The following is a 26,809-nucleotide window of genomic DNA, read 5'->3' as shown; positions in this document are numbered from 1 at the left end:
GTTTAGTTTTTAGTTTACCATATACGTTGAAAATACATGGGGGAATTTTCAAAATTCGCACACAGATTTTTACCCTTGTCAGAAACCAACAAGATCATTCTCATACTAGCATACTGTTGGTAATTGGTAGATGAGCCAATTCTGGTGACAGAATTGTTCTGTGCTTCCCAGCCGTTTGAAGCATAAAACGATTCAAGCCGAGGTTCGCAAAAAAGTAACCCAAGATCAACATCGTTGCATAGGATATAATCCGTCGCTACTTTAACGATTTGTTTGCCATATCCTTTGCCCCGAAATCACGGCAATGTTAATAAATTGGATATCCCACAAACCTTGTACATCTGTTCTAAATACTCTAGATCGACTTGAATAACTTCTGCCCGGCTAATTAGTTCGTCATTTTCCATGATCGAAAAGTGAATTGAAGCCCAACAGCAGACCGCATTCGGTTCAATTTTTACTAGGCGGATTGTTTGTTGACCAATATTTAGTCGAGCATTAGAAACATTTTCTATGAATAATAGTTGGTCCAGATTCGTCATATTCCTGTTTACTAACCCACATTTGTTCAAAAGTAGATGAAGACGCAAAAATTGAGCCACCAAGCCATGTTAAGATTCCACGCTCTGGAACAGCGATAATTTTAATTTTCATGGTGGGCGGAGCTAGGGCAGAAATTTTGTTTTGCATTGTGTTATCGATGCCTGGAACCATGGTACCTTCGCCGGAAAAAATGATATTGGCATACAAATCCTTATGAATATCTACATCACATTTCATTATAGAATTATAAACATCTTCAAAAATACCATTAGATTCTGTATTGCCGTCTGCCCAAACAACAGCAGCATAAGGTAGCGCATGTCCTTCATAGACAGGAACTACATAACTTACGTCGCCTTCGGAATCAAATACTATTCCCGTACTGCGCCCACTGCCACACACAGCCAAAACAGGTCGCATCGCTAAATACATAGCAGGAACATTAAATGTTTCAAATAAAATCTGTGTTAGTTTTTCTCGATTTGTCTTTGGATTCAAAGGCGCTTCCGTTATCAATACGGGATGTTCCTCTGGTGCTACTCTGAGTTCATGATAAAAAGTTTGGTGAAGATTTTTCTCGATGTCATTCCAATTTGTAACCATACCATGTTTCATGGGGGTGTTTGAATATGGACGAACAACAAGCGGACTGCCATCGCCTGCCAAACCAGCTTTAATCATATTCGCCCCTAAGTCAACTACAATTGGCGCATAATCCATATAATCCATATTGTTCTCCTGATTTTTAGTTGTGGTTAACTATCAATTATCTTGTAGGTTACATGATAACCAAGATTCAGCACTTCTCAATATATCTTTTTATTTCTTAACCCACCCAAAGGCATTTTTACGAAAAACCTTCATTTGAGAACTTCATCATAAATGACAAATGGCGTATTTGTTTTGAGTGGACAGAAACAGAAAATCGCCCATTTAATATCGAAATTGTCGATTATCACTAAAGGAGAAAACAACTATGGCAAGACCTGCAATTCACCCTGGCGAAATCTTATCTGATGAACTAAAAGAGCTTGGGATTAGTGCATCAGAATTAGCGCGATCGCTCCATATACCGACAAATCGGATTACGCAAATTCTCAAAGGGCAAAGAGGTATTACTGCTGACACGGCATTACGTCTAGGACGATGGTTTGGCACGGGTGCAGAACTATGGCTTAATTTGCAAAAAGCTTATGAGTTACGCCTAGCCGAAGAGTTAGCTGGAGAAGAAATTCAAAAGACGATTCAACCTCGTTCATCTTTTACACAGTCTTTATCTAAATTATATCGCCATCAAGTTTTCTAAACAATAAGCGATCGCACTAATTTTATTTTCTTAGCCAATTGATTAAAAGATTTTTAATGCGTATTAGTCTTTCTGGTGAGATATTTCCTAAACGTGCATTGATTACAGATGATTCGACACTTGTTAATCGTCCTAGCCGAATTAAAGAAGCCACTTTAAGTCCAGTAGTAATATAGTCAGAATCTGAGGTATTAATAATTTCGTCAAATCCTAGAGTAGCTTGATGGAGACGAGAAGAAATTAAAGCAAGTAATAAATCACGATGGCGACTTGGTGAAATAGCAATAATTAAAGCTGGACGTAGTTTTCCTGATTTCAAGTCTGCTTGAGGAAAACGAATTAGAACAATATCACCTGGTTTCATGGTTGATAAATTTCTTGAGCATCTGCTAGGGAATATTCAATTTCATCTTCTTCTTTGAAAAATTCCTCTAATGAAAATTTTTGCCAGTCTTCATCTTGCCAATTAGTATATTCTAAAATGTTGTTTGGCTCAGTGGCAATTAATCGGGTAAAGTTGGCAATTTTTTCAACAATGTGATCAGGTAATCGGTCAATCTGTTGGTGAAGTTCTTCACGAATTGTAGTAGACATAAGTTAAATTATTTGATTAAGGTGTAAAAATAAATACCTATATAATTTTACCAAATCATCCCCAAATTTAACACAAAACCCTTTAAAACATCTTCCCCTGAAACCGTAGCAGGAGAATCTAAAACCTCAACCTCTTTTCCTGGTCTATAAATCTCTACTTGACGAGATTTCCGATTAATTAATATACCCAAACGCAGACCATTATCTATATATTCCCTCATCTTTTCCTGTGTAGTCTTCAAACTATCACTAGGAGAAAGTAACTCAATTACAAAATCAGGACAAATAGGGGGAAACTTTTGTTTTTCCTCATCCGTTAAAGCATCCCATCTTTCTAACTTGATCCAAGAAGCATCAGGAGAACGATCTGCACCATTAGGCAATTTAAAACAAGTCGAAGAATCAAAAGCAATGCCAGTACCATCAGCATCAGTCCAATTCATGACCTGTTGAGTAATTCTCGCATTTTTGTTTCCGGTTTCTCCTCCCGTTGGTGGCATAATTATTAACTCTCCATTTGCATTTCTTTCAAATCTCAATTCCCGGTTGTTTTGACATAGCTGAAAAAACTGCTCATCAGTCATTTCTATTAAGGATTTTAAATTGACAGTTAAAGCATTCATAGTCCTATCCTCATTCAATGTTCAGGAAGAAATTTTAACTATCTCATATCCCATTATATATTATATTCCCTGCCTCCCCTGCTCCCCCTGCCCCCTACTCCCTAATTCTTCATCAACGCAGCTTGGGTCAAGAGGGACTCAGCAAAAGCGATCGCTTCTTGGGCCGATTCTCCACTGGCCAATTGAGCCAATTCTTCCCGACGTTGGGGGGAAGTTAACTGAGTCACCCGGACGACGGTGCGGGTTTCTGGAGCCTGGGAATTAAGCTCTGAGTCGGTTTGGATGGTTTCCTTGAGCACCCGAAAATGATGATCTCCCATGGCTGCAACTAGGGGCTGGTGGGTGACACAGAGGACTTGATGGCGCTGACTGAGTTGGTGGAGTTTCTGGGCAATGGCGGTGGCCACTCGTCCCGATACCCCGACGTCAATTTCATCAAATACCAAAGTTCCTGACCCGGCAATTTGGGAAAAACAGGCTTTCAAGGCCAAGAGAAACCGACTCATTTCTCCTCCCGATGCGATCGCCCCCAAGGGTTGCAGGGGTTCTCCGGGGTTGGGACTAAAGCAAAATTGGATCTGATCCGCCCCCATAGCGGTTGGGGAAATCGGATGAATTTCTGCTTTAAATTTAACATTATTCATTGCTAAAGGTTTGAGTTCTTTTAGCAAATGGGTTTCCAATTGATGGGCGGCTTTTTGGCGCAGGTCAGTTAGATGTTGACAGGTTTCTTTTAGGGCTTGAAGCGCCTGTTGATAGGTCTGTTCTAAAGATTCAATCGATTGATCTTCATCTTCTAATTCTTTTAATTCGTCTTGAATGCGTTGATAATATTCGATCACTTCTTCTAAAGTTTGTCCATATTTGCGACAAATTTGTTTTAAGTCTCGAATGCGATCTTCTACTTCTTCTAACCGTTGGGGATCGGATTCTAATTGTTCACCATAACTGCCAATTTGTCTTCCGGCTTCGGTAATTTGGGCGACTGCCTCACTGACAATTTCTAAAATCGGTTGGAGTTGGGGATCATATTCCACTAAATCACTGAGTTTATTTTCCGCTTGGCTTAATAAATCCGCCGCAGCTAACCCGGTTTCACTTTGATATAGGGCTTGATAAATTTGATAACTTTGTTGTTGAAGTTCTACAATATGATTCAGTCGTTGATGTTCAATTTGTAATTGTTCTAATTCGTCGGCTGTGGTTAAAGTAGCTGCATCTAATTCTCGAATTTGATATGTTAATAAATCTAATCGCTGTAGGCGTTGCTGTTCAAATTGACGGCGTTTTTCTAAGGCCTGACTACAGGTTTGGGCTTGGGTATAGGTCGATGCTACGGCTTTTCTGGCTTTAATTAAGGGTTGACCTCCATAGAGATCTAACCATTCCTGTTGGAGTTCGGGTTGACCGAGTTGTAAGGTTTGTCCTTGGGCGGTAATTTCAATTAAGCGATCGCGCAGTTGTTCAATTAATTTGCGATTAACTAATACCCCATTAACCCGAGAGCGACTGCGCAGTTTATCCCCGGTAATGACCACTTCTCGACTACAAACAATTAAACTGCCATCGACTAAATCAATTTCTTGTTCTATTAACCAGTTAAACCATTTTTTGTCCATCTCAAATGTGGCTTCTAATAGGGATCGGGTGGCTCCGGTTCTAATGGAACGGCGGTCTACTTTTCCCCCTAAAATCGCATCAACCGCATCTAAAATAATCGATTTTCCGGCTCCGGTTTCTCCGGTAAATACATTTAAACCCGTACCCAAATCTAAATCTAAATGATCAATTAAAGCAAAGTTTTCTATTCTCAGGGAAAGCAACATAATAAACAGTTATCAGTGATCAGTCATCAGTTATCAGTTTTAGGAGCAAGTTCTATATTTATTACCTTAATCTTGAGCAACTTGCCCTTAAAAGTTATTAGTAAATCATTGATCTAGCTTGCCGGAGATAAGGTTAAAATAATCCGAGTTATAATTTGTTGATTTTCTCCTGATTCTATTAGGAATTTTCCTGCCATTTTTTCTAACATTTGTTGACAAATTAAAAGCTGTTGACCTGGGGGAGAAGATAGGGGAGAGGGAGCGAGTAAATCGGGAGAATGACCGATTTTTAACTCAAGAATCAGTTGAGGATTGATTATACCATAATCTGTAATCATCAGTTCTAATTGATGATCATTTAAAGGTTGAGTGATTATCTCAATGATGCCACCCGGTTCCGCCCGGTGACAGGTAGTTAAGAGGATTTCATAAAAAACAAGTTCTAGTTTAATATGATCGCCAATAACATTAAAGTTTTCCTGTTGTTTAACAACTAATTGGATTTGTTTGTTTCTAATAATAGCATTAATTCGTTCTCGCACCCTGCGCAATAAATTCGTAATCGGAATAATATCATTTTGATGATGAAGTCGCCATTGTTCCTGTTTAATTAAGGAACTGGTGGAAGCTAAAGCACTGCCCATTTGACGCAATAATTGTTGATAGCGTAAATGGGAAAGTTGTGTTTTTTGGGGATCGGTTGATTGAAACGGAGATTGATTTAATTCGTTTAATTGTTTCAATCCTCCGCCTACGGTTCGATAGAATTCTTCTAAGCGCCTTTGTTTATACCAATTCAGCCATTGTAATTCTTCATGTTGAGTTTTTAAAACATCTTGAATCCTTAAATACCGACGTGACCAGGAAAATTGGGTGACCAAGGAATTGAGCATCGTTAAAGATAGTCCTGATTCGGTTTGAATTTTTTCGGGATCAGCAATAATTAAAAGACCTGTAGGATTGTGTTCAGAAGCTGTTTTAAGGGTCATAACTAAAATTTTATCGACAGCGCTAGTAAACCATTGTCTAGTGTACGCAGACAACTCATTTACAGGCCAGAAAAACAATTCTTTTGTTAATAAAGCGTGTTGAATTAGAGGATCTTTAGCTATAGAAATTAATCGATCAGAGTTAAGTAATAATTCCGATTGATGAGCAGCATAATTGACTAATTTTGCTCTTTTTTCTCCTTCATTCCATGTTAATAATACAACTAAAGGACTTTTTAAAAATTCCGATATTTTTTCTATAAATTGTTTTTCTAATTGTTGTAATTTATTAGTATTTTTCAAGATTGACCAACAACAATCCAAGGCTTGATTAAATTCTTCCTGAGATTTAATCCGTTGATTTAATTGCCACTGACGTAAACTCACGCTCAATTGTTTACTGACAATTTTAACTAATTCTTGTTCGGCTCGATCCCAAGTTCTAGGAGATTCATGACCAATTAATAATAACTCCTGAGATATTTTTTCCTGTTGATCTTTTTCCGTAGTTAAACAGGAATTAATTGGACAAAGTATTAGCGATTTTACTCCCGCATCCCGAAGTTGATTGCGCCAAGGTTTTAATTTTTCATCTTCATCATAATTTTCAATTAGCAAAAGTTCATTCTCATTTTTTAAAGATTGCCAATCTTGGGAAGTCAGAGAATCTAAGGGCGAAAAAATTGCGTTTCTATTTAAAGGATAATATTGATAAATAATCTCAAATTTTGCCGTTTTAAGATGACGTTTAATTAATAAAAATCGTCCCGTATTTAATCGCTGACACAACAAATTAGCGGTAGTTTTTAAAGAAAGTTGCCAATCTTGATCATCCACAATCGCACGGGTAACTTTAGCCGTCAGGGACTGATCCAGTTCCGCTTGTCGAATTTTAACTTCCATTTCCGCTAAGGGGGCGGTTAAGGAAATTAATTGCCCCACACCTCGCAAAAATTGTTTTTCATTTTCCTGCCAAATCCTGGGATTTTGACCTTCAACCGCAATAAATCCTAACATTTCTTGATTAAAAAGAATCGGAACCGCTAATAGGGAACGGGCGCGAATTTTCTCCATTAATCGTTCCGTTGTATCCGCTCTTAAGGAACTATAAGACTCTCCAATGGACACTAAATGATCGGAAATTAACGCTTGATAAAACTCTCCTAAATCCTGTACTGTTACTCCCGAAGCAGCTTGTTTCATTAAACTGACACTGGGAAGTTTTTGTTGATTACTCGCCCGGCGCCAAAAATAACGCCCTTCTCGATAATACCAATAGACATTAGTGCGGGTGGGTTCAATAAATTCATGGGTGGTTTCCACCGCCACTTCCAAACATCGATCTAAAGTATTTAGGGTTCTAAATTGAGTTAAAAGTTTCAAAAAAGGTTGGTCAGGTCGTTTAGTTTGTTGATACATCCAAGTGGTTTCAATTTGGAATAAAGAAGCCGCTAAGGTTCCTAAAACCATTGAAATTAGTTCTTTTTCCGTCGAACTCGGAGAAATTCCCCACTCCGTTGATCCTAATAAGACGACACCAAAACACCGATCTTTATAGCGCATGGGAAATAAAATTGATCCCTGAATATTGAAGGCTTGGGCAGCTTTTTGCCACTCGCCAGCGCGAGTTTCTGACCGCAGATCGGGGACAACTAAAGGTCGCATTTGAATCACTAACTGTTCGAGTAAATCCCCAGGAGATAAGATAAATCGTTGTTTAATTAACCAATTATCTTCCGTTGGGGTAATTCCCCCTTTGCCAATTAAACGATGATCTAAACGATCATACAAACTAATCCAAATCAAACTATAATTAAACTCGGTTTTCAAATAGTTTAAAATCGTTTCGATTAAAACATCAACATTATCTTCATCTTGTAGGGTCTGGAGAACACGCCCCAAGGTCATGATGGGTTGCTCTAATGCGGTCGATTCCTCAAATTGACCCATAATAAACTCCCAAATCGTATCTTTTAATTAACATTCAAAATTAAAATTTTAATTAAGATTCTAAAGCCGTACACTTTTCTGGTATAGGGTAGGAAAAATACTCTACCCGTTAGTCTGGTTAATGGTTCTATCTTACCCTTAGTATTTCACCCTTTTACTCAAAAATAGACTAAATTAAAAATTTGGGAATCAGGACATGATCAGAGGAGACTATCTTGGATATTTACCGCAGCGCCGTTAAACCCCTTTTATTTTATGGACTCAAGATTGACCCCGAATGGGCGCATCATCGCGCTTTAGAAGTCCTGAGTTGGATTGAGCAAAATCAGTCTCAGTCACCGATGAATTGGCTAGAATCTCAACTTAAACCCTCATTCTGTTTACAGGATATCCGTTTACAGCAACAATTGTGGGGTTTAAATTTTGCTAATCCCGTGGGTTTGGCCGCCGGGTTTGATAAGGATGGGGTGGCGGCCGGAATTTGGCAAAGTTTGGGGTTTGGATTTACGGAATTAGGGACTGTCACCCTCCATCCTCAACCGGGAAATCCCCAACCCAGATTATTTAGATTAGTTGAGGATGAAGCCATTTTAAATCGCATGGGATTTAATAATCAAGGGGCGGAAATCTTGGCGCAACGGTTACGGGAAAAACATCAACAAAAATTTATTATTCCGGTCGGAATTAATTTAGGAAAATCTAAAATTACTCCTTTAGAAGCCGCCGCCGAAGATTATTTAGGCAGTTTTAAACTATTAAAAGACTATGGGGATTATTTTGTTATTAATGTTTCTTCTCCTAATACCCCCGGATTGCGATCGCTCCAAGATGCGGAACAATTAAGTAAAATTATAGCGGTTTTAAAAACTGAAAATACGGATAATAAACCGATTTTAATTAAAATTGCACCGGATTTAGAATGGGATGCGATCGCTGATGTGGTAAATTTAGCCCAAACCTATGAATTAGCCGGAATTATTGCGACTAATACCACCATCAAACGGGAGGGATTAAAAACCCAATGGCTACCCCAAACCGGAAGTTATATCACCCAAGAAGCGGGGGGAATTAGTGGTGCACCCCTGAAAGAAAGGTCAACGGAAGTAATTCGTTTGATTCATCAAAATACCCAAGGAAAACTTCCTATTATTGGGGTTGGGGGAATTTTTACCGCCGATGATGCTTGGGAAAAAATCACCGCCGGAGCTTGTTTAATTCAAGTGTATACAGGTTGGGTTTATGAAGGGCCCGGAATGGTCAAAAGAATCTTAGCAGGACTGTTACAGAAATTAGATCAATATGGTTTAAATTCAATTTCTGAGGCCGTTGGTTTCAAACCTTAATTATTATAAGAATGTGTAGCAAGTCTAAATGAATTGTGAAAAAATCCTGTAGAGGTTTAGTCTCCAAACCCCTACAATAAAATATTACAACCTATTTATGATTGCTATAGATCGCCCATTTCACTGAACCTACGATTGTCAGGCGATCACTATGATACAATCAGATAGCTATTATATACTTGAATTCAGTTTTAATCATGCAAAATTTAACTTTACCTCAACTTGAAACTTTACCTGAAAATTTCCCATTAGAAGGGATAATTAGCATTACCTTAATAGAAGGAATTACTATCTTTCGTGCTTCTGAAAATATTCAAAGTAGAATTGAAACTTTACTTGAGAAACAAAAGCAAGCAGTATTAACTATCGAAGAAGAAAAAGAATTAGATGCTTATGAAGAATTAGATGATTATTTAAGTTTAGTAAATCGGACGATTCGCAATCTTTATTTAACTCAAGTTTAGGGAGAAGTATTGACAGATTTTAAATTATTAAAATATGAATAAAAATACTTCTGAAGAAGTTCGCAAACGAGCCAAATATTTATGTGAATATTGTCATGCTTCCGAAAAATGGCAATATGTTCAATTTACGATTGATCATATTATTCCCATTGAGCAAGGTGGCGCAAACTCTCTTGATAATTTAGCTTTAGCTTGTTTCCATTGTAACCGTAAAAAATCCAATAAAATTAAGGCTATTGATCCAGAATCCAATTCAGAAATTTTTTTATTTAATCCTCGTTTAAATAATTGGAAAGATCACTTTATTTGGTCGAGAGATAAACTTTATATTATTGGCTTAACATCGATAGGGCGTGCTACTGTACAATTATTAGAATTAAATAGAAATAGAATTATTGATATTCGTGCTGCTGATTTAATTGCAGAAAGACATCCACCCAAGGATGATCCAGTTTTAGCTGGTGAAATATCGTTAGAATGATTATTAATTTTAAAATTTTTAGGGTTACATGAATTAGGAATTAATAGAATTTTTTTCTATTGTTCTTAGGTACTCTTGAAAAAGTAAAGACAAATTAAACAAAATTGGATCTTTGATTTTACTAACTAAATACCGTTGCTGTAAAGATTGTAACCCATTAATTAAGTCGATTGAGGAAAAGTCTAAATGTTGTCTTAACTCTCCTCTGGAAAGGGGTTGATCAAATTTGCTCAATTCTACAACAATTTTCTGCTCGACGGGTGAAAGTCTGTTGAATAATTGGTTAAAGTGCGATCGCATTTCTTTAGTAATCACCAAACTATCCTCAGCTAAAAACTCAGCTACATTTCCATCAAAAACATCTTTAATTAAAAGAGCAACATCTTTCAAATACATCGGATTTCCTTGATATTTTTCAATCAATTTCAACCCGCTATCTTGATCTTGTTTTAATCCCATCCCTGACAAAATTTCCCCATCCTCTAAACCCAATAATTTTAAAGATTTAATCGGATATAATTCATCATCTAAACATTCCATTTCTGTACATTGTTCTTGACTCATTAAAATTAGATGACTTTGATGTTCTGTTTCTGTGATCAGTTTAAAAAAGTTTTGATAATCTTGATAAACACTTTGATATTGTCCAGAAAATTCACCCTGGGTAAAAATATTATGAACGTCATCAAGGATAATCAAACATTTTTTATACGTGAAAACATCAAATAATTGTTTTAATTTGTCATCTCTAGTTGCTTTTAATTCTCGCTCACAAGTATTCAATAAATCATCAATAAGTAATTCTAAAAATTTGGGATATTTTAAGCTTTTCCAGATAATCACCTCAAATTTATCTAAATTCAAATCAACCCATCTTTTAACTAAAGTCGTTTTCCCTATTCCAGATAATCCTAAAACTGAAATTAAACGAATATTATTATCTAATATCCAACTAGAAAGGGTTTTAAGTTCAGACTCTCTATTATAAAATTTGATTATTTTGGGAGCTAATTTAAAATCAAAATTAGTTGGTTTTAAGTTATTATTAGTTGAAATTTTAGGATTATCTTGCTTGGAATTATATAGTATTGATGGACTATAATTAAAACTATGATTACTACCACTTACATGACAAATACGCTGATTTTGAGATGAGAAAATATTTAACCTATTAAAAGTAGAACGAAAATTAGTCTTTTCAATATCTTCTCCTAATTCTTCAGATAACAATTGTAATAATTTAGCAGCGATATTTCTAACCCTACTCTCACTACGGTTGCATTCATCAGCAATTTCCTGATAGCTCCGGCCATCCCAAACTCCCTTAATAATTGATTCTTGGAGATCATCTAAGTGTTTTCCTTTCTTGGCAAAAATTAACTGATCAGCAAATTGTAAAATTTCTGTCATAGTCATAAGATCCTCTCATGGTAAGGATTTCATCTATTATACACTTCTTAACAAAGATATTTCAAGATAGTTTAAGATATTAAAGTAAATATTCTGTAATAAAAGACAAGATAAAATAATATACTTTGCACTAGGAAAAATAAATATTTTGATCAATAATACTCATAACAACTCACCTAAATATCCTAATTTTGCTTCTATCTGTATTGTTTAAATGGATTCAAAAATTATGTCTTTTCAATCTGGCAATGATAATATTGATCAAGCTAAAAATAGTATATTTTCTTCTTTCAAAGAAGGATTTATATTACAGTTATCTGATGCGATTAAATGCTTGGGGCAAATAAGCGTTATAGCTATAACAATTTTAATACCATTTTTAATTTTATGGTTTTCCAAAGGAACAAGTGTTGGCGACCATTGTATCATGAATTCCCCAAATGTCCCAATTATAGGAGGAGTAATTACATCAGTAGGACTGCTTTTGATGTTAGGAAACCCTTTCATTGCTATTTTAGCAGGAACCTTTTTAGGAGTAATTCTTAATATTCCTTTTGTTCAGCAGTTATTGTGTTAAGTATATGTAAGTTAATGTACCTTGAGGGAAAAAACATGAATGTAGTACAACTAAAGAATATATCCAAAAGTTTTAATCAATCTCTATTCAAAAGAAAAGAGATATTAACAGAGATTAATCTTAATATTCAAAAAGGTGAGTTTGTTGTTTTAAAAGGAGCAAATGGTTCGGGAAAAACCACTTTACTTAATCTAATTTTAGGACTTTTAGCGCCCACTCAAGGAGAAGTTAAGTTATTTGGGGAAAATCCTAAAAGTTTTCACTCAAAAATCCGCCTTGGTGTAGTTTTACAAAAAGTTTCCCTTCCTAAAAATTTAACAGTTAAAGAATTGGTAAACTTATTGAGAAGTTATTATCCTAATCCTTTATCAACTGAAGAAATTTTAAGCACAGTTAATCTCAAATCAAAAGAGAATAATTGGGCTTCAAAATTGTCTGGTGGTGAAGAACAAAGGTTGTTTTTTGCTTTAGCTTTAGCAGGTAATCCAGAATTATTAATTTTAGATGAACCCACCAGAAATTTAGATGAAGAAGGATTTATTGAATTTTGGGAACAAATCAAGATTTGTCGTGAAAAAAATATCACTATCCTAATGGTGACAAATAACCAAGCAGATTTCACATATTTAGATAACTTAGTTACTAAATATGTAATTTTGAAAGAGGGTAAATTAGAGGAAAATATTATTAAAACAGTTTTGGTAGAGGAAAAGGAATCATCCAAATTCAAGGAAACAAACAGAAAAATTAATTATACTTATCTTTTGTTAAAACAGACTTATGCTGAATTATTACAGCTTGTGAGAACACCATTGTATTTATTGGGGATTTTTCTGCTTCCTTCTCTAATTGTCCTTTTCCCCATGAATCAAAAATCCGCTAAAGTCATGTTAATATTTTTTTGTGGACTAATGTTACTAATATTAGCAATTGAAAGGTTAGGAAAAAGAATTGCTATTGAACGAGTAGAAGGATGGTTAAAGTTATTAAAAGTTACCCCACTTCCTCCTAGTGTATTTTTCAGGGCTAAAATTATTATTACTTTGTTGCTTTCGACGATTATTTTATCATTAATGTTTATTTTTGGAGCATTTAAACTAGGAATTGATGAGTATTTAATAAGTTGGTTGGCGATGTTTTTGTGTTTGCTTTTAGGCATAATTCCTTTTGCTATTTTTGGTTTAGCAATGGGTTATTTGTTTAATCCTAAAAGCCTTGATTCTATCGTTGGTTTATCTGTTCCATTTGCTGTGTTAACTTGTGGTTTGCCAATTTCAAAAGCAAAATGGTTTAGCGATCTAATAGATTTTTCTCCTGTGTATCACTATGGTCAATTAGTTTTGTACAGTGCTAATATAAAAAACGATAATAATATCATATTACATCTTGTATTTTTGGGAATATTTAGTTTGATTTTTTATCTTGTATCTATTTGGGCTTATAAAAAAGATCAATCTTTGAATTAATATAGGAGTAATATTAAACGTCTTTTTAACCTCATTTGTCCCAGAGTTAGATGGGTTTAGTTCAGAATTGTTAGAAATAGTAATGTATTGCATTAATTGTTGGAGTAACCATTGTTTATCCTCAAGGGATAACTGGTTAATTTTTTCAGCAAACTCACGAACTTCTAAAGAGGGCATAGTAACTTACCAAAACTATGAATAAACCCTCTCCATTTTAGCACAATTAGACTTTATTTCTGAGCTAGGATAGCTTTTGCTTGTTGCCAAAGAGCGTCTAATTCCTCTAAACTGTATTCCGATAAGGGGCGATCGCAATATTCCTCAACCTTGGATAACCGTTTAATAAAACGATGATTAGTTTCTTGTAACCCAATATGGGGATCTAAATTATACCAACGGGCTAAATTAATTAAGACAAATAAAATATCTCCTAATTCTGCTTGTTGATGCTCCTGATCCGATCCTTGAATCGCTTCTTTAAATTCGGCGACTTCTTCCTCAAATTTATCCCAAACTCCATCAATATTATCCCATTCAAACCCAATAGAGGCAGCTTTTTGAGAAATTTTCATCCCAGCAATTAATGGGGGTAATTGTCGAGCATAACGGCTTAATTTAGAACTAAAAGTTTTGGTTTCGGGTGTTTCTCCTCTTTCATTTGATTTGATTTCTTCCCAATTTTGCCTCACTTCTTCGACACTATTCACTTCCACTTCCCCGAAGACATGGGGATGGCGACGAATTAATTTTTCCGTAATATTATTGGCAATTTCTTCTAAAGAAAATTGATTTGATTCTCCAGCAATTTGGGCTTGTAAAATCACTTGTAATAGTAAATCCCCTAATTCATCGGCGATCGCCTTTTGATCCCCACTCCGAATTGCATCTACTACCTCATAGGCTTCTTCAATAATATAGGGTACTAAAGTTTCTGGTGTTTGTTCCAAATCCCAAGGACATCCCCCCTCGGGCGATCGCAATTTGGCAACAACATCAATTAAGTTTTGTAGGGCAATTAATGTGGGATTCAGAGCAATATTTTCAGTATGATTCATTTCAAATCCTAGATTTTTTTAATGAAAAGGGTTTATTTCTTTGGGCGACGGGAAGATTTTTTAGCCGTTGTAGGATTAGATTTTTGACGTTTAGGTTTAATTGGGGGAAGCTCCAGTTGGGAAGATGCAGACACTTGACGCTTGGTTTTTTTGGGTTTGGGAGTTTCCGTGATCTCTGTGTGAGTTTTTCCGGTTTTTAGCCATTTTCTAAACTCTTTATATAAAGAGTTAGACCAGTCGCTAAAGGAATGACTCATGGCTCCCATTTCTAATCCTAAATAAATGGCGATACATTCTCTTGGATAATTGGAGAGCGATCGCAAAATAGTCTGAACTATTTCTAAGGGTTCCCTATTTAGTAACTCTAAATATTGTGCCACTATTAACCCTAAAAATCCTAAAATTCCCAGACCGCCGCCTAAATAAAGAATCCTTAACGCCGTCCCAATAAAAGGCCCATGGGATAAAAAGGAGCGATGGCGCAAACTGTTTTGGTAGGGCACCCAAAAACACCGCAACATCCCCCACCGTTGAAACTGTCGGGAGTCGATATCTAAATCGGGGCCAAACATTAGGCCACTAAACAGGAAACTCCCGGTCACCAGAAAGGTCAGATGACTGCTGCGGGTTTGGCTAAAGGTTAAGCCCGCAATAAAGGGTAAGCTCCAAAGGGTGATCTGGTCGTGGGTTTGACCTGATGGCATGGGGTAAAATGATCAATCATGGAAAATAGGGTTGCGATTCTAAAAGTTTATGCTATAATAGCTAAATGTGTTAATCGGGCGGTTAACTCAGCGGTAGAGTGCTTCCCTTACAAGGAAGAGGCCACAAGTTCGAATCTTGTACCGCCCATGATTTTAAATCTTAATAGGGTTCACCAACTCAAATAATAGCGGGGTAATTATGTCCAGATTACGTTATTTTCCCTTATTATTTTTAGGAGTATTAATTGGTTGTCAACAAAATAGCGATCGCACTCCCACAAATTCCTCCATTTCCGTTGCGACCGAAACCCAAAATAATATTATAATAAAACCATTATCCCCCCAACCGATTCGGATTAATTTAGAAGATTTACCGCCACCTTTCCATAGTGAGAGTGCATCGAAACCCCCCCAAGTTATTCCCATTCCTAATCACCCCGTTTTAAATGTTCCCCCGGGATTTAAAGTTAATATCTTTGCCGAAAATTTAGATAATCCTCGGTGGTTAGCGTTAACTCCCGATGGTGATGTATTAGTGACAGAAACGAAACAAAACCGCATTCGGTTATTAAAAGATACCAACCAAGATGGGGTAGCTGATCAAATTACAACCTTTGCAGACAGCAAAAATGGCTTAAATATTCCCTTTGGAATGGCATTTTCACCCGGTTATTTTTTCTTGGGAAATACAAATGAAGTTAGACGTTATTCCTATAATAATCAACAGCAACTCACGGGAACAGGCGAAAAAATAGCGGAGTTACCTGGAGGTGGATATAACCAACATTGGACACGAAATGTTATCGTTTCTCCTGATAATCAAAAACTCTATGTTTCCATCGGTTCAAAAACAAATGTCAGTCAAGAAAATCCTCCCCGGGCATCGGTTCAAGTCATGAATTTAGACGGGTCTAATCAACAAACCTTTGCTTATGGATTAAGAAATCCTGTGGGGTTAGATTTTCATCCAGAAACCAAAGAACTTTATACAACCGTTAATGAACGGGATGGGTTAGGGGATGACTTAGTTCCTGATTATTTTACCCGTATTCGTCCAGGAGAATTCTATGGCTGGCCCTATAGTTATTTTACACCTAATAATTTAGATCCGCGTCATGTTCAAAATGGTCAAAGTGTCCGCCCGGATTTAGTTGAAAAAACCTTAAAACCTGATGTTTTATTTCAAGCCCATTCGGCGGCTTTAGGATTACAATTTTATGATGGGAATACCTTCCCAAAACCCTACAAAAATGGCGGTTTTGTGGCGTTTAGAGGCAGTTGGAATCGCAATTCTGGTACGGGATATAAATTAGTTTTTATTCCTTTTAATCAAGGTCGTCCCCAGGGATATTACGAGGATTTTTTAACCGGATTTTTAGTCAATCCTGCTATTCCTGAAACTTGGGGTCGTCCGGTGGGTTTGTTAGTATTACCCGATGGCAGTTTGATTTTTACTGAAGAAAGTAATGGTCGGATTTATCGGGTTCAATATTCCCCCTAGGTTGGGTTGAGAATAACTGATTAAGAATTTTTCAGGATTTAAACCATATATAGCAATCCTTGTCGGATTTGTGATAAAAACCTGTAGGGGTTGGGTCTCCCAACCCTCTTTGCGCTAAATTCATGTTCAGGTAAGTTTTACAGAACGGTAATTCCCTAAATGCCCCTTTTGTGGCAATCTATTAATCAATAGGAAAAAAAATTCCGATCGCTATATTGACAAAAATCAATTATTAACTATGCAAACTTTACCTATTCCTACCCAAACCCCTGCTAGTCAAACTTCGGTGGATACGATGATTCACCGCCGTCAAACCCGTCCTGTCCAGGTAGGGACGGTTACCATTGGGGGCGGCCATCCCGTGGTTGTCCAATCAATGATTAATGAGGATACGATGGACATTGAGGGGGCAACGGCGGCGGTGCGTCGTCTGCATGAAATTGGCTGTGAAATTGTGCGGGTGACGGTTCCCAGTGTAGGTCATGCCACCGCCGTAGGAAAAATTAAACAGAAATTAGCCCAAACCTATCAACCTGTTCCTCTGGTGGCGGACGTTCATCATAATGGGATGAAAATTGCCCTGGAAGTGGCGAAATATGTGGATAAGGTGCGAATTAATCCCGGGTTATATGTGTTTGAAAAACCGAAAAGCGATCGCACGGAATACACCCCAACTGAATTTAATGAAATTGGCGATAAAATTAGACAAACCTTAGAACCTTTAGTGGTATCTTTGCGCGATCAAGGTAAGGCAATGCGCATCGGGGTAAATCATGGTTCCTTAGCAGAAAGAATGTTATTTACCTATGGTGATACCCCGGAAGGCATGGTGGAATCGGCGTTAGAATTTATTAAAATTTGTGAATCTTTGGATTTTCAAAATATTGTTATTTCCCTGAAAGCTTCCCGAGTTCCGGTGATGGTGGCGGCTAACCGTTTGATGGTCAAACGGATGGATGAATTAGGCATGGATTATCCCTTACATTTAGGGGTGACAGAAGCCGGAGATGGAGAATATGGCCGAATTAAATCAACGGCCGGAATCGGAACTTTATTAGCAGCAGGAATTGGTGATACGATTCGGGTTTCTTTAACCGAAGCTCCCGAAAAAGAAATCCCGGTTTGTTATAGTATTCTGCAAGCTTTGGGACTGCGGAAAACCATGGTGGAATATGTGGCTTGTCCCTCCTGCGGTCGAACTTTATTTAATTTAGAAGAAGTCTTACATCAAGTTCGTGAAGCCACAAAACATTTAACCGGTTTAGATATTGCGGTGATGGGATGTATTGTGAATGGCCCTGGGGAAATGGCTGACGCTGACTATGGTTATGTTGGTAAACAACCGGGTTTTATTTCCCTATATCGGGGTAGAGAGGAGATTAAAAAAGTTCCTGAAACCCAAGGGGTTGAGGAATTAATTAATTTGATTAAAGCTGATGGTCGTTGGGTTGATCCCTAGATAGGGGCGGGGGAGTAGGGGAGGTAGGGGAGGTGGGGGAGTAGAGTGGGGGGAAAATTGTTTCTGACTGCTTCTGAAAACCTGAAAGCTGAAACCTATGCTACATTGGGCATATTGATATTGAAATTTCTATTTTCTAGTTCAGCAAACCGATGATTATTTCAAGAAGTGGGCTAGTTCTTGGGGCGACGGCAATAATGTTAACGGCTGTAACCGTTGCCGGAGCGGGAATTCATCTTTCTAGTCAGGCATCCCTTCGGGAAAGCCCAAAGGAGTTGATTGATGAAGTTTGGCAGGTGATCCAAAAAAACTATGTGGATGGCACCTTTAATCAAGTGGACTGGGTGGCAACCCGCACGGAGTATTTAAACCGAAACTATACCGACGACGAACAGGCTTATAAAGCCATTCGGGAAATGTTGAAGAAGCTAGATGACCCCTATACTCGCTTCATGAACCCCGAAGAATTCAAAAATATGCAAATTGACACCTCCGGGGAGTTGACGGGGGTAGGGATTCAATTAACCCAGGATGAAAAAACGAAAAAGTTAGTGGTGATTTCACCGATTGAGGATTCCCCCGCCTTTAGTGCCGGGGTTCAATCCCAGGATATTATTACTGAAATTGATGGTCGCAGCACCGAGGGCATGGATATTAATGAAGCGGTGAGTTTAATTCGGGGCCCGGTGGGGACGAAAGTTAATATTAAAATCCTGCGGGGGGATAAACCTTTGGATTTTAAAATTACTCGCGATCGCATTGAAATCCATCCGGTTCGTGCTTCTAAAAATCCCAGTTCTATGGGAGATATTGGTTATATTCGGTTAAATACTTTTAGCGCCAACGCCGCTGAAGAAATGCGAGAAGCAATTAATGATTTAGAAAAACAAAATGTTTCGGGTTATGTCCTAGATTTACGCTCAAATCCTGGAGGTTTACTGTATTCTAGCGTTGAAATTGCGCGGATGTGGTTAAGTAAAGGAGATATTGTTTCTACGGTGGATCGCCAAGGCGAAACCGACCGTCAAAAGGCAAATAATCGAGCTTTAACAACTAAGCCATTAGTGGTTTTAGTAGATGGCGGATCAGCCAGTGCCAGCGAAATTTTATCCGGTGCATTACAGGATAATAAGCGGGCACTTTTAGTCGGAACCAAAACCTTTGGCAAAGGGTTAGTTCAGTCGGTCAGAGGCGTGGGAAAAGGTTCGGGTTTAGCAGTAACTATTGCTAAATATTTTACCCCCAGTGGTCGAGATATTAACCATGAAGGCATTCAACCGGATGTTAAAATTGAACTCACTGAAAAACAACGAGATGAGTTAAGAAAAGATCGGACTAAAGTGGGGACAATTGATGATCCTCAATATGTGAAGGGGTTAGAAATTCTCGGTGGTGAAATTTCTAAAACTAAACAAGGGACTCAAGCCCAATCTAAATAATCAAAAGTTGTTGGGTTTGTTGTTGGGCTTTAGCCCCATCTTTCCGGGCTTTATCCCAACAACAAAGGATTATTTTATAATAGAATCTTGTTCAAATAACCAAACATTATCCTGATGATATTTTAATTGAAAATCAGGGTGATTTTTTAATCGGTTTATTAATCCGGTGACTAATTCGGGAGAACTCGGCCATCCGGGGTGACGTTGGTTTAATAAAATATATTGAAAGGGTTTTAAATCGGTCTGTTCTCGTCCTTGGATAGCTAATTGTAGGATAGGGCGGTGGGTGAGGTGGGGGGCAATTTTATCCGTGGTTAAAACCGGATTTTGGGTTTGAATATAGGTTAGAGCTTCCCGTGTAGCTTGCCAATTATCTAGGGTTTGGAGATATCTGGAGGTAAAATAACCATATTTTGCCAGGGCGAAAAAGCAAATTAAAGACCATAAAATTATCCATTTTTTTTGTTTAATCCATCCTCCCCCCGTTGATAAATTGGCAATAATAGCTAATAAAAGAAAAGGCAAAATCCCTAGGGAATATTGTTGCGTTAAGTTCTTCATTTGGGGATTTTCGGCTAAGAGATTTAAAAATAAAATCGGTGCCGCCCCAATTAAAGGGGTTAAATGTCGCCAAGAAAGTCCCCAAATTAAGGGAATTAAGAGTAAAATCAAATATTCTAAATTAGCCCATGTAAAGATTTTACTCAATACTAATCCAGGTTTTAATAGAATATTTAAGCTGATTTCAAATAGAGAATTTCCCAGGAAACTATAGACTCCAACGGCGATGGGTGGGGCTTGGGAAAAGTGGGGGATAATCCATTCGGTAGAGAGGAAAAACCAGCCTAGTCCTGAAAGAATTGCGATCGCAGCACAACGACGTTTTTTCTCAAATAGCCATAACCATATCCCCATTACTATTAATACTAAAGATAAAACTTCTTTACAACCTAAAATAATTAAAATTGAAACAGTAAATCCTAAAATATTATTATTTCTAGCTGCTAAAATAGCATATAAAATCGCAGGTAAGGCGATCACTTCGGGGTGAAAATCAAATAAATTAACATTAAAAATTAAAGGATATAATAGATAGACAAATCCTAGGGTTTGAGCTTGAGTTTCTTTTAATCCTGCTTGTAAAGATAGCTGATAGGTGGGTAATGCACCAAGGGAAAGGGAAATCGCTTGAATAGCAAATAACCAATGAATATCGGGGTAAAGTTTATAAAATAGGGCAATAATATACAGAATATAGGCGGCATGATCTCCTAAAATATGTAATCCTCGAAAATAAACAAAGGGTTCTTTTCCTTGACTAATTAAGTAAATTCCATTATCAAAAATCCCTAAATCATAGGCATTAGATTGAAATAAAAAATGACGTAAACTACTACAAGCAAATAAAATCAAACTACTGACAATAACTGCTGTTAATACTGGATTAACTTTAATTTTTTTTTCGGAAAAAAATATCATTTTTTATCTTGTTTATTAAAAATTTTATATTTTCCTCTATTGCCTTTTTTCTATTAACTCACCCAAAGATGTTGGGCAAAGCGAACTGAAAAACTAATTAGTAAGAGGGCAAAAAATCCCAAGGTTAGATAACCCCAACGGCGATGATGGGATAACATCACTCCTAACGCTAAACTAATAGAAATAATACCATAGGTTAAACGACTTAGAGAAATAGTTCCCCCAGAGGCTAATAATAAACCCAAGGCAAAAAAGCCATAATTAACCGCTACTAAACTAAGTTCATGGCGTAAATACCAGAGTAAATAACCTCCGCCTAAAATAATAGCTGTGTTCAGGAAAGGATCACCAGCAATTAGCCATAAAATGGTGATTAATAAAAATAAACTATAATCAAATTTCGCCTTTCCTAATTGATGCCGATAACGCCAAATACAATACCCTATTATAGCAATTATGATAACTAAAAGTGGATGCCAAGGGTCAACTATTGTGCCTTGTTTCCAATTTTGAGAACCGATCAAAATTTGCATAATCATTTTTAACCATCCCTGACTATCAAATCCAGTTTGGCGTTGCCATTGGGTATGTTGGACGGTAATAAAAGCAATGGGATTATTAAATTTTATCCAACAATATAAGCTATAAAATAATAAACCACAGCCACTTAATAAACCGGATAAATAGGCAACTTTAGGCCTTCGTTTTTGCCAGGATGTAATTAAAAAAGCCGGAATTAAAGCCAGTCCAGTAATGCGGGTTGCTGTGGCTAAACTTCCCCACAAAATCACTTGAGGATATTTTTTTAAATCAAATGCTCGTAGGGCGGCGGTACTCAGAAATAAAAACAAACCTTCGGTATAAATAACACTACCAAAAATGGATAGAGGACACCAAGCTAAAACAGCCGTTGCCCAGCGAGCAGCTTGAGAATTATTGGTGGTTTCAACCCATTTATAGAGTAAAATTAAAGCTCCAAAAAAAGCAAGATTACTAATTAAAGTTCCTGCCACTTCAAAGGGTAAACCTAAATTCATTAACCCGCGAATTAATAAAGGAAATAGGGGAAAAAACGCCACATTCCCACCGGGTTCAGTCTGATTAATTACTTCATATCCAGAGGTGGCAATACCCTGATATAAGGGACTATCCCAAGCCGAAAATATTTGCCAACCCCAGGCAATTTTTACCGTTTCTATTTCTGAGGAAACTTGATGCAATTGGGCTGTTATAAAAAAAGCCAATAAAATAAGACTGCGACTAAGTACCCCCATTGTGATTGCAAAAATCACGCCTTGGGATTGACAAAATTGGCTAACTTGGATTAAAAAATACTTTAATTTTGCTAGAATTAGAGTTAGACTATTAATTAAATTCATTGGTTAAGTTTTCTGCCCCGGACACGGGGGAATAATTATTGGTTTCAGTTTATAATTAAAGTAATTGTATCAAGAATGAGGCAATTATAAATCGGTTGTAATCATTAAAAGCTATTGTCCCTATTACCCATTACCCATCACGGATTTAAGCAGATTACGCAGATTAACCCTGCCCTCGACTTGATTGGGGGACAGATTAAAATCCGTGAAATCCGTGAAATCATCTTAAATCCGTGATCCAATTCCCTGTTTCCTGTTATGCCAAAATAGGGTAGACTACTGTAGGTTTTTAGGTTTCGATTCTTCCCATGAGCAATTCTGTTTTTTCGCCTTTACAAAATCGGTTACTGACTTGTTTACTTATTTTAGTAGTGGGTTGGTTAAGTTTTCAGTTATTAGGCTATGTTGGAGAATTAATTAGTTTATTAGTTACCTCGGGATTAATTGCCTTTTTACTTAACTATGCAGTGGCAAAATTAGAGCGCTTTATTCCTAGGGGACTGGCGGCGGCTTTAGTCTATTTAGTTGCTATTTTAACCTTTGTAATTATTGGGTTAACCATTGTCCCTCCGGTCTTTAATCAAGGACGACAATTGATCACACGCTTACCCGAATTAATTGAATCAGGACGACAACAGTTAGCTGAATTTCAAGTCTGGAGTGTTGACCGCAATTTACCCTTTGATGTGGGGATTTTACAACAACAACTGTTATCTAAAATTCAGGGAACTATTGAACCTATTTTTACCGGAAGTTTAGGGATAGTTTTAGGAACCTTTAATTGGTTTTTTGACTTAATTTTCATCTTGGTAATTGCCTTTTATATGTTATTAGATGGGGAGCGCTTATGGAAAAATTTAATCACCATTCTGTCCCCACAAATTCGAGAAGTGATCACGATTTCCTTAAAACGAAATTTGAAAAAATTTGTCCTAGGACAAACCTTGCAAGGGATATTTATGGCATCCATTTTAACCGTTGCCTTTTTTGTGCTTAAGGTTCCCTATTTCCTATTATTTGCAGTTGTAATTGGATTACTGGAAATTATTCCCTTTGTGGGGGCAACATTAGGCATTGGAGGTGTCACTGTCATTGTAGCTTTTATTGACTGGTGGATGGCTTTACAGGTGTTAGCAGTTGCCGTAGCAATTCAACAGGTGAAGGATAATATTGTTGCCCCTCGAATTATGGGGGATTTAACCGGATTAAGCCCCGTTGTTATTTTCAGTGCTTTATTATTAGGAGGAAAAATTGGGGGACTATTAGGATTTATTCTGGCAATTCCCATGGCAGGAGTAATTAAAAGTATCGTCGAGGTGGTTTTTGATCCGACTTTACCCCCTCAAACGGGTTCATTTTTTTATAATCCCTTAAACCCACAGGATGAGGTATAACGGGGAATAGGGAATAGGGAATAAGAAACTGGGAAAAATATTTCCAAAAATAGAGATCAATTTTAGTATTCTGAGAGTGAAAAAGCTGAACTATGAAATGGTGGCAACGACTGAAAACGAATCCTTTAGCTCAATTTGGAGCCGGGATTTTATTGTTATTTTATCTGGTGGTAATTGCGGCGAATTTTGTTGCGCCTTATAGCCCCTATGAATCTCAAATCAACGCTTCTTTATTACCCCCAACCCAAATTTATTGGTATGATCAACAGGGGCAATGGATCGGCCCCCATGTTTATCCCACAACTCAGGGCCCAGTTGATATTGAAACCGGAAAACGAGAAATTAATGTTGATCGAAGTCAGCCAAGTCCCGTGCGATTTTTTGTGCCGGGAGAACCCTATAAACTGCTAGGAATCATTCCTTTTGAACGTCATTTATTCGGGACTGTTGGGCCAGGAAAAATTAACTTACTCGGCACAGATGAACAGGCTAGAGATCAGTTTAGCCGCCTGGTTCATGGAGGGCGGGTTAGTCTGAGTATTGGATTAGTAGGAATTATAATTTCTTTCCCACTAGGAATGATTTTTGGGGGAATTTCTGGCTATTTTGGGGGATGGTTAGATAGCTTAATTATGCGAATGGTTGAAGTTTTAATGACAATTCCAGGGTTGTATTTATTGGTGGCATTAGCAGCCGTGTTACCTCCACAAATTAGCAGTACCCAGCGTTTTTTGTTAATCGTAGTGATTATTTCTTTTATTAGTTGGGCAGGTTTAGCGCGGGTGATCCGAGGGCAAGTTTTATCGATTAAGGAACAACAATTTGTGCAAGCATCAAGGGCAATTGGGGCTAGTCCGTTGTATATTATTACCCGTCATGTTCTACCCCAAACGGCTACTTATTTGATTATTTCGGCTACCTTATCGATTCCTAGTTTTATTATTTCAGAATCGGTTTTAAGTTTCATTGGATTAGGGATTCAACCCCCTGATCCCTCCTGGGGAAATTTACTTTCTTCTGCTACCAATGCTTCGATTTTAGTCCTACAACCTTGGTTGATTTGGCCCCCGGCGATTTTGATTGTTTTTACAGTTTTAGCTTTTAATTTATTAGGAGATGGGTTAAGGGATGCCCTTGATCCTCGCAGTATTCAACGATGATATCTTAGGCTAATTCCATGACCACATCAATACTATGTCCCAATACTTCATACACTCTCCGTTGTTTAAATAATTCTAAACAATCGGCATTAATGGTATTTTTAGAGGCTTCTTGTTGTAGAATTTTCAAAGCGGTAACGGTGGGTAATCCGCTTTTATAAGGACGATCGCCAGCCGTTAAAGCATCATAAATATCGGCGATCGTAATAATTTGAGCTTGAATCGGAATATCGGGGGTTGTTAATCCCAGGGGATACCCAGTACCATTTAGTTTTTCATGATGGCGATAGGCAATCATCGGCACATTTTTTAAATCATTTGTCCAAGGAATTTGTTTTAAAAATGCGTAGGTATAACTGACATGGGATTCAATACTTTCTCGTTCTTCTGGGGTTAAAGTCCCTTGATGAACTAGTAGTTGATCGATTTCTTCTGGAGTTAATAAAGGTTTCATTTCTCCATCTAAGTCACGGTAGGTTATTTGTGCGACTTCTTTCAGTTGATTTAAGGGAATTTCCGCTAAGACTTTAGGTTCATTAGCTTCTAATAAAATCGTCCAATATTTGCTTAATTTATTAATAGATTGCGATAATTTTGTATCTGATTCTTGCAGAGATTCACAAAATACACATTCTTCTTCTTGGAGTAGCTTTTGGGCGGAATGCTGCAATAAATGATCATATTTTATCTGAATCGATTCTGCTTCTAAGGTACGTTGAGCTAAGGCAAATCGATTACGGATTACTTCCAATTGGAGAGGATAGAGTTTTTTGGGTTTGGTTAAAATGGCTTCGGGAACCCCCACCTTTCCAAAATCATGTAGTAGGGCTGCATAACGTAATTCTTGTAATTGACGCTCACTAAAGGTGATTTTAGAAAGGGAACCAAAGTTAGCTTGATTGATTTCTTCACTTAAACGCACAGCTAATTCTGCGACTCTTTCTGAGTGACCACAGGTGCAGGGATCTCGGGCTTCAATCACTTCTACCGATGCTTTAACAAATCCCTCAAACAAATTTTCAATACTGTCTTGTAAATGATTTCTTTCAATAGAAATAGCTGCTTGGGAAGCCAACGATCGCAATATTCGCTCCTCCCATTTAGAATAGGATTGTGTAACTTCTACCGCATTTTCTGGCGTAATCTTGACATCATGGTTAACCTTACGATTAATTAATTGTAAGACCCCAATCACTTCCCCTTTGCGGTTTTGCATCGGAACCACTAAAACGGAACGGGTACGATAACTAATATTTTCATCAAAACTCCGATCCAGTTGATAGGGTTCATGTATGGGTAAATCATAAGCATCGGGAATATTTAAGGAAACGGAATTTAAAGCCACATATCCCGCTAAACTCCTAGGGGTTAAGGGAATAGCAAATTCTTTAAAGGATAAGTTAGGTAAAGACGCATTTTGGGCAATTTTAAACAGTAATTTTGAGGTGTTATCACTGTGATCCAGAAGATAGACACTTCCCGCATCACTGGAGGTAATTTCACGACTTTTGGTTAAAATTAAATTGAGCAGGGAGCTTAAATCTTCAGTTCCAGATAAGGCAGTACCAATATCGAGCAGTTTCTCAATCAGTTCCGCTTGTTCATCAAATTCAGGCAAGAACTTGGGGTTATTAAAAATCATCTTTCTTCCACACAGCTAAAGCTGC

General features: G+C 37.3%; 23 protein-coding genes and 1 tRNA gene. 12 read left to right on the top strand and 12 right to left on the bottom strand.

Features of this window, described 5'->3' with window-relative positions; genetic code table 11:
• Nucleotides 1-498: 498 nt before the first annotated feature.
• Nucleotides 499-1,272 (bottom strand): acetate and sugar kinases/Hsc70/actin family protein, encoded by a 774-nt coding sequence (locus tag PL11201_RS21090; protein WP_026793455.1) that lies wholly within the window; start codon nucleotides 1,270-1,272, stop codon nucleotides 499-501.
• Nucleotides 1,273-1,519: 247 nt separating this feature from the next.
• Between PL11201_RS21090 and PL11201_RS21080 the strand changes: the two genes are divergently transcribed.
• Complete coding sequence (locus PL11201_RS21080) at nucleotides 1,520-1,849, top strand: HigA family addiction module antitoxin (RefSeq protein WP_079680819.1); 330 nt, start codon at nucleotides 1,520-1,522, stop codon at nucleotides 1,847-1,849.
• Between the two features lie 22 nt (nucleotides 1,850-1,871).
• Here the strand turns inward: PL11201_RS21080 and PL11201_RS21075 are convergent, their stop codons facing one another.
• The 5 genes from PL11201_RS21075 to PL11201_RS21055 all read right to left on the bottom strand — a co-directional run bounded on the left by PL11201_RS21075 (nucleotide 1,872) and on the right by PL11201_RS21055 (nucleotide 7,831).
• Nucleotides 1,872-2,213, bottom strand: a complete 342-nt coding sequence (locus PL11201_RS21075; protein ID WP_004159877.1) for a type II toxin-antitoxin system PemK/MazF family toxin — start codon at nucleotides 2,211-2,213, stop codon at nucleotides 1,872-1,874.
• Nucleotides 2,210-2,443 (bottom strand): hypothetical protein, encoded by a 234-nt coding sequence (locus tag PL11201_RS21070; RefSeq protein ID WP_079680818.1) that lies wholly within the window; start codon nucleotides 2,441-2,443, stop codon nucleotides 2,210-2,212. The genes PL11201_RS21075 and PL11201_RS21070 overlap by 4 nt, the downstream gene beginning before the upstream one ends.
• 47 nt (nucleotides 2,444-2,490) lie before the next feature.
• Nucleotides 2,491-3,066, bottom strand: coding sequence for a Uma2 family endonuclease (locus tag PL11201_RS21065; protein WP_079680817.1), 576 nt, complete (start codon nucleotides 3,064-3,066; stop codon nucleotides 2,491-2,493).
• Nucleotides 3,067-3,167: 101 nt separating this feature from the next.
• The gene (gene recN / locus PL11201_RS21060; protein WP_079680816.1) at nucleotides 3,168-4,892 is read right to left on the bottom strand and encodes a DNA repair protein RecN; all 1,725 of its coding nucleotides are present in this window, start codon (nucleotides 4,890-4,892) and stop codon (nucleotides 3,168-3,170) included.
• Nucleotides 4,893-5,005: 113 nt separating this feature from the next.
• Nucleotides 5,006-7,831 carry a GAF domain-containing protein gene (locus PL11201_RS21055; protein ID WP_079680815.1) on the bottom strand — a complete coding sequence of 942 codons (2,826 nt, stop codon included), beginning with the start codon at nucleotides 7,829-7,831 and terminating at the stop codon, nucleotides 5,006-5,008.
• 215 nt (nucleotides 7,832-8,046) lie between these two features.
• Here PL11201_RS21055 and PL11201_RS21050 point away from each other — a divergent pair, with 215 nt between their 5' ends.
• From PL11201_RS21050 to PL11201_RS21040, 3 genes are all read left to right on the top strand, one after another.
• On the top strand, nucleotides 8,047-9,174 hold the full coding sequence (locus PL11201_RS21050) for a quinone-dependent dihydroorotate dehydrogenase (RefSeq protein WP_079680814.1): 1,128 nt from the start codon (nucleotides 8,047-8,049) through the stop codon (nucleotides 9,172-9,174).
• Between the two features lie 197 nt (nucleotides 9,175-9,371).
• Nucleotides 9,372-9,638, top strand: a complete 267-nt coding sequence (locus tag PL11201_RS21045; protein WP_079680813.1) for a hypothetical protein — start codon at nucleotides 9,372-9,374, stop codon at nucleotides 9,636-9,638.
• Nucleotides 9,639-9,672: 34 nt separating this feature from the next.
• On the top strand, nucleotides 9,673-10,119 hold the full coding sequence (locus tag PL11201_RS21040; protein WP_079680812.1) for an HNH endonuclease: 447 nt from the start codon (nucleotides 9,673-9,675) through the stop codon (nucleotides 10,117-10,119).
• Between the two features lie 33 nt (nucleotides 10,120-10,152).
• Here PL11201_RS21040 and PL11201_RS21035 read toward each other — a convergent pair whose 3' ends face one another.
• The gene (locus tag PL11201_RS21035; RefSeq protein ID WP_079680811.1) at nucleotides 10,153-11,535 is read right to left on the bottom strand and encodes an NB-ARC domain-containing protein; all 1,383 of its coding nucleotides are present in this window, start codon (nucleotides 11,533-11,535) and stop codon (nucleotides 10,153-10,155) included.
• 223 nt (nucleotides 11,536-11,758) lie between these two features.
• On the opposite strand from PL11201_RS21035, the gene PL11201_RS21030 reads away from it, so the two are divergent.
• Together PL11201_RS21030 and PL11201_RS21025 are read left to right on the top strand one after the other, a co-directional pair.
• Nucleotides 11,759-12,106 carry a hypothetical protein gene (locus PL11201_RS21030; protein WP_079680810.1) on the top strand — a complete coding sequence of 116 codons (348 nt, stop codon included), beginning with the start codon at nucleotides 11,759-11,761 and terminating at the stop codon, nucleotides 12,104-12,106.
• A 35-nt stretch (nucleotides 12,107-12,141) separates the two neighbouring features.
• Nucleotides 12,142-13,572, top strand: coding sequence for an ABC transporter ATP-binding protein/permease (locus PL11201_RS21025; protein WP_159451566.1), 1,431 nt, complete (start codon nucleotides 12,142-12,144; stop codon nucleotides 13,570-13,572).
• Between the two features lie 230 nt (nucleotides 13,573-13,802).
• Here the strand turns inward: PL11201_RS21025 and mazG are convergent, their stop codons facing one another.
• Together mazG and PL11201_RS21015 are read right to left on the bottom strand one after the other, a co-directional pair.
• Complete coding sequence (mazG, locus tag PL11201_RS21020) at nucleotides 13,803-14,627, bottom strand: nucleoside triphosphate pyrophosphohydrolase (RefSeq protein ID WP_079680808.1); 825 nt, start codon at nucleotides 14,625-14,627, stop codon at nucleotides 13,803-13,805.
• A gap of 32 nt (nucleotides 14,628-14,659) precedes the next feature.
• Nucleotides 14,660-15,331: a metal-binding protein gene (locus PL11201_RS21015; RefSeq protein WP_079680807.1), complete on the bottom strand. Its 672-nt coding sequence runs from the start codon at nucleotides 15,329-15,331 to the stop codon at nucleotides 14,660-14,662.
• A 76-nt stretch (nucleotides 15,332-15,407) separates the two neighbouring features.
• On the opposite strand from PL11201_RS21015, the gene PL11201_RS21010 reads away from it, so the two are divergent.
• From PL11201_RS21010 to ctpC, 4 genes are all read left to right on the top strand, one after another.
• Nucleotides 15,408-15,479: transfer RNA gene (locus tag PL11201_RS21010), tRNA-Val, on the top strand.
• 51 nt (nucleotides 15,480-15,530) lie between these two features.
• A complete protein-coding gene (locus PL11201_RS21005) occupies nucleotides 15,531-16,832 on the top strand; it encodes a PQQ-dependent sugar dehydrogenase (RefSeq protein WP_079680806.1) in 1,302 nt (433 codons plus the stop codon).
• A 238-nt stretch (nucleotides 16,833-17,070) separates the two neighbouring features.
• Nucleotides 17,071-18,291, top strand: coding sequence for a (E)-4-hydroxy-3-methylbut-2-enyl-diphosphate synthase (gene ispG / locus PL11201_RS21000; protein ID WP_079680805.1), 1,221 nt, complete (start codon nucleotides 17,071-17,073; stop codon nucleotides 18,289-18,291).
• A 152-nt stretch (nucleotides 18,292-18,443) separates the two neighbouring features.
• Nucleotides 18,444-19,730, top strand: a complete 1,287-nt coding sequence (gene ctpC, locus PL11201_RS20995; RefSeq protein ID WP_200816826.1) for a carboxyl-terminal processing protease CtpC — start codon at nucleotides 18,444-18,446, stop codon at nucleotides 19,728-19,730.
• Nucleotides 19,731-19,799: 69 nt separating this feature from the next.
• Here the strand turns inward: ctpC and PL11201_RS20990 are convergent, their stop codons facing one another.
• Entirely contained in the window at nucleotides 19,800-21,209 is a 1,410-nt protein-coding gene (locus PL11201_RS20990) for a DUF2079 domain-containing protein (RefSeq protein ID WP_079680803.1), read from the bottom strand.
• Between the two features lie 53 nt (nucleotides 21,210-21,262).
• Complete coding sequence (locus PL11201_RS20985) at nucleotides 21,263-22,588, bottom strand: mannosyltransferase family protein (protein ID WP_144017841.1); 1,326 nt, start codon at nucleotides 22,586-22,588, stop codon at nucleotides 21,263-21,265.
• A gap of 308 nt (nucleotides 22,589-22,896) precedes the next feature.
• Here PL11201_RS20985 and PL11201_RS20980 point away from each other — a divergent pair, with 308 nt between their 5' ends.
• Together PL11201_RS20980 and PL11201_RS20975 are read left to right on the top strand one after the other, a co-directional pair.
• Nucleotides 22,897-23,982 (top strand): AI-2E family transporter, encoded by a 1,086-nt coding sequence (locus PL11201_RS20980; RefSeq protein ID WP_079680802.1) that lies wholly within the window; start codon nucleotides 22,897-22,899, stop codon nucleotides 23,980-23,982.
• A gap of 92 nt (nucleotides 23,983-24,074) precedes the next feature.
• A complete protein-coding gene (locus PL11201_RS20975) occupies nucleotides 24,075-25,142 on the top strand; it encodes an ABC transporter permease (RefSeq protein WP_079680801.1) in 1,068 nt (355 codons plus the stop codon).
• 4 nt (nucleotides 25,143-25,146) lie between these two features.
• Here PL11201_RS20975 and PL11201_RS20970 read toward each other — a convergent pair whose 3' ends face one another.
• Complete coding sequence (locus tag PL11201_RS20970; protein WP_079680800.1) at nucleotides 25,147-26,784, bottom strand: HD family phosphohydrolase; 1,638 nt, start codon at nucleotides 26,782-26,784, stop codon at nucleotides 25,147-25,149.
• Nucleotides 26,785-26,809 lie beyond the last annotated feature (25 nt).

It is taken from the genome of Planktothrix sp. PCC 11201 (assembly GCF_900009135.1).
Taxonomy (GTDB): Bacteria; Cyanobacteriota; Cyanobacteriia; order Cyanobacteriales; family Microcoleaceae; genus Planktothrix.
This window is presented reverse-complemented; position numbering and strand designations above follow the sequence as displayed.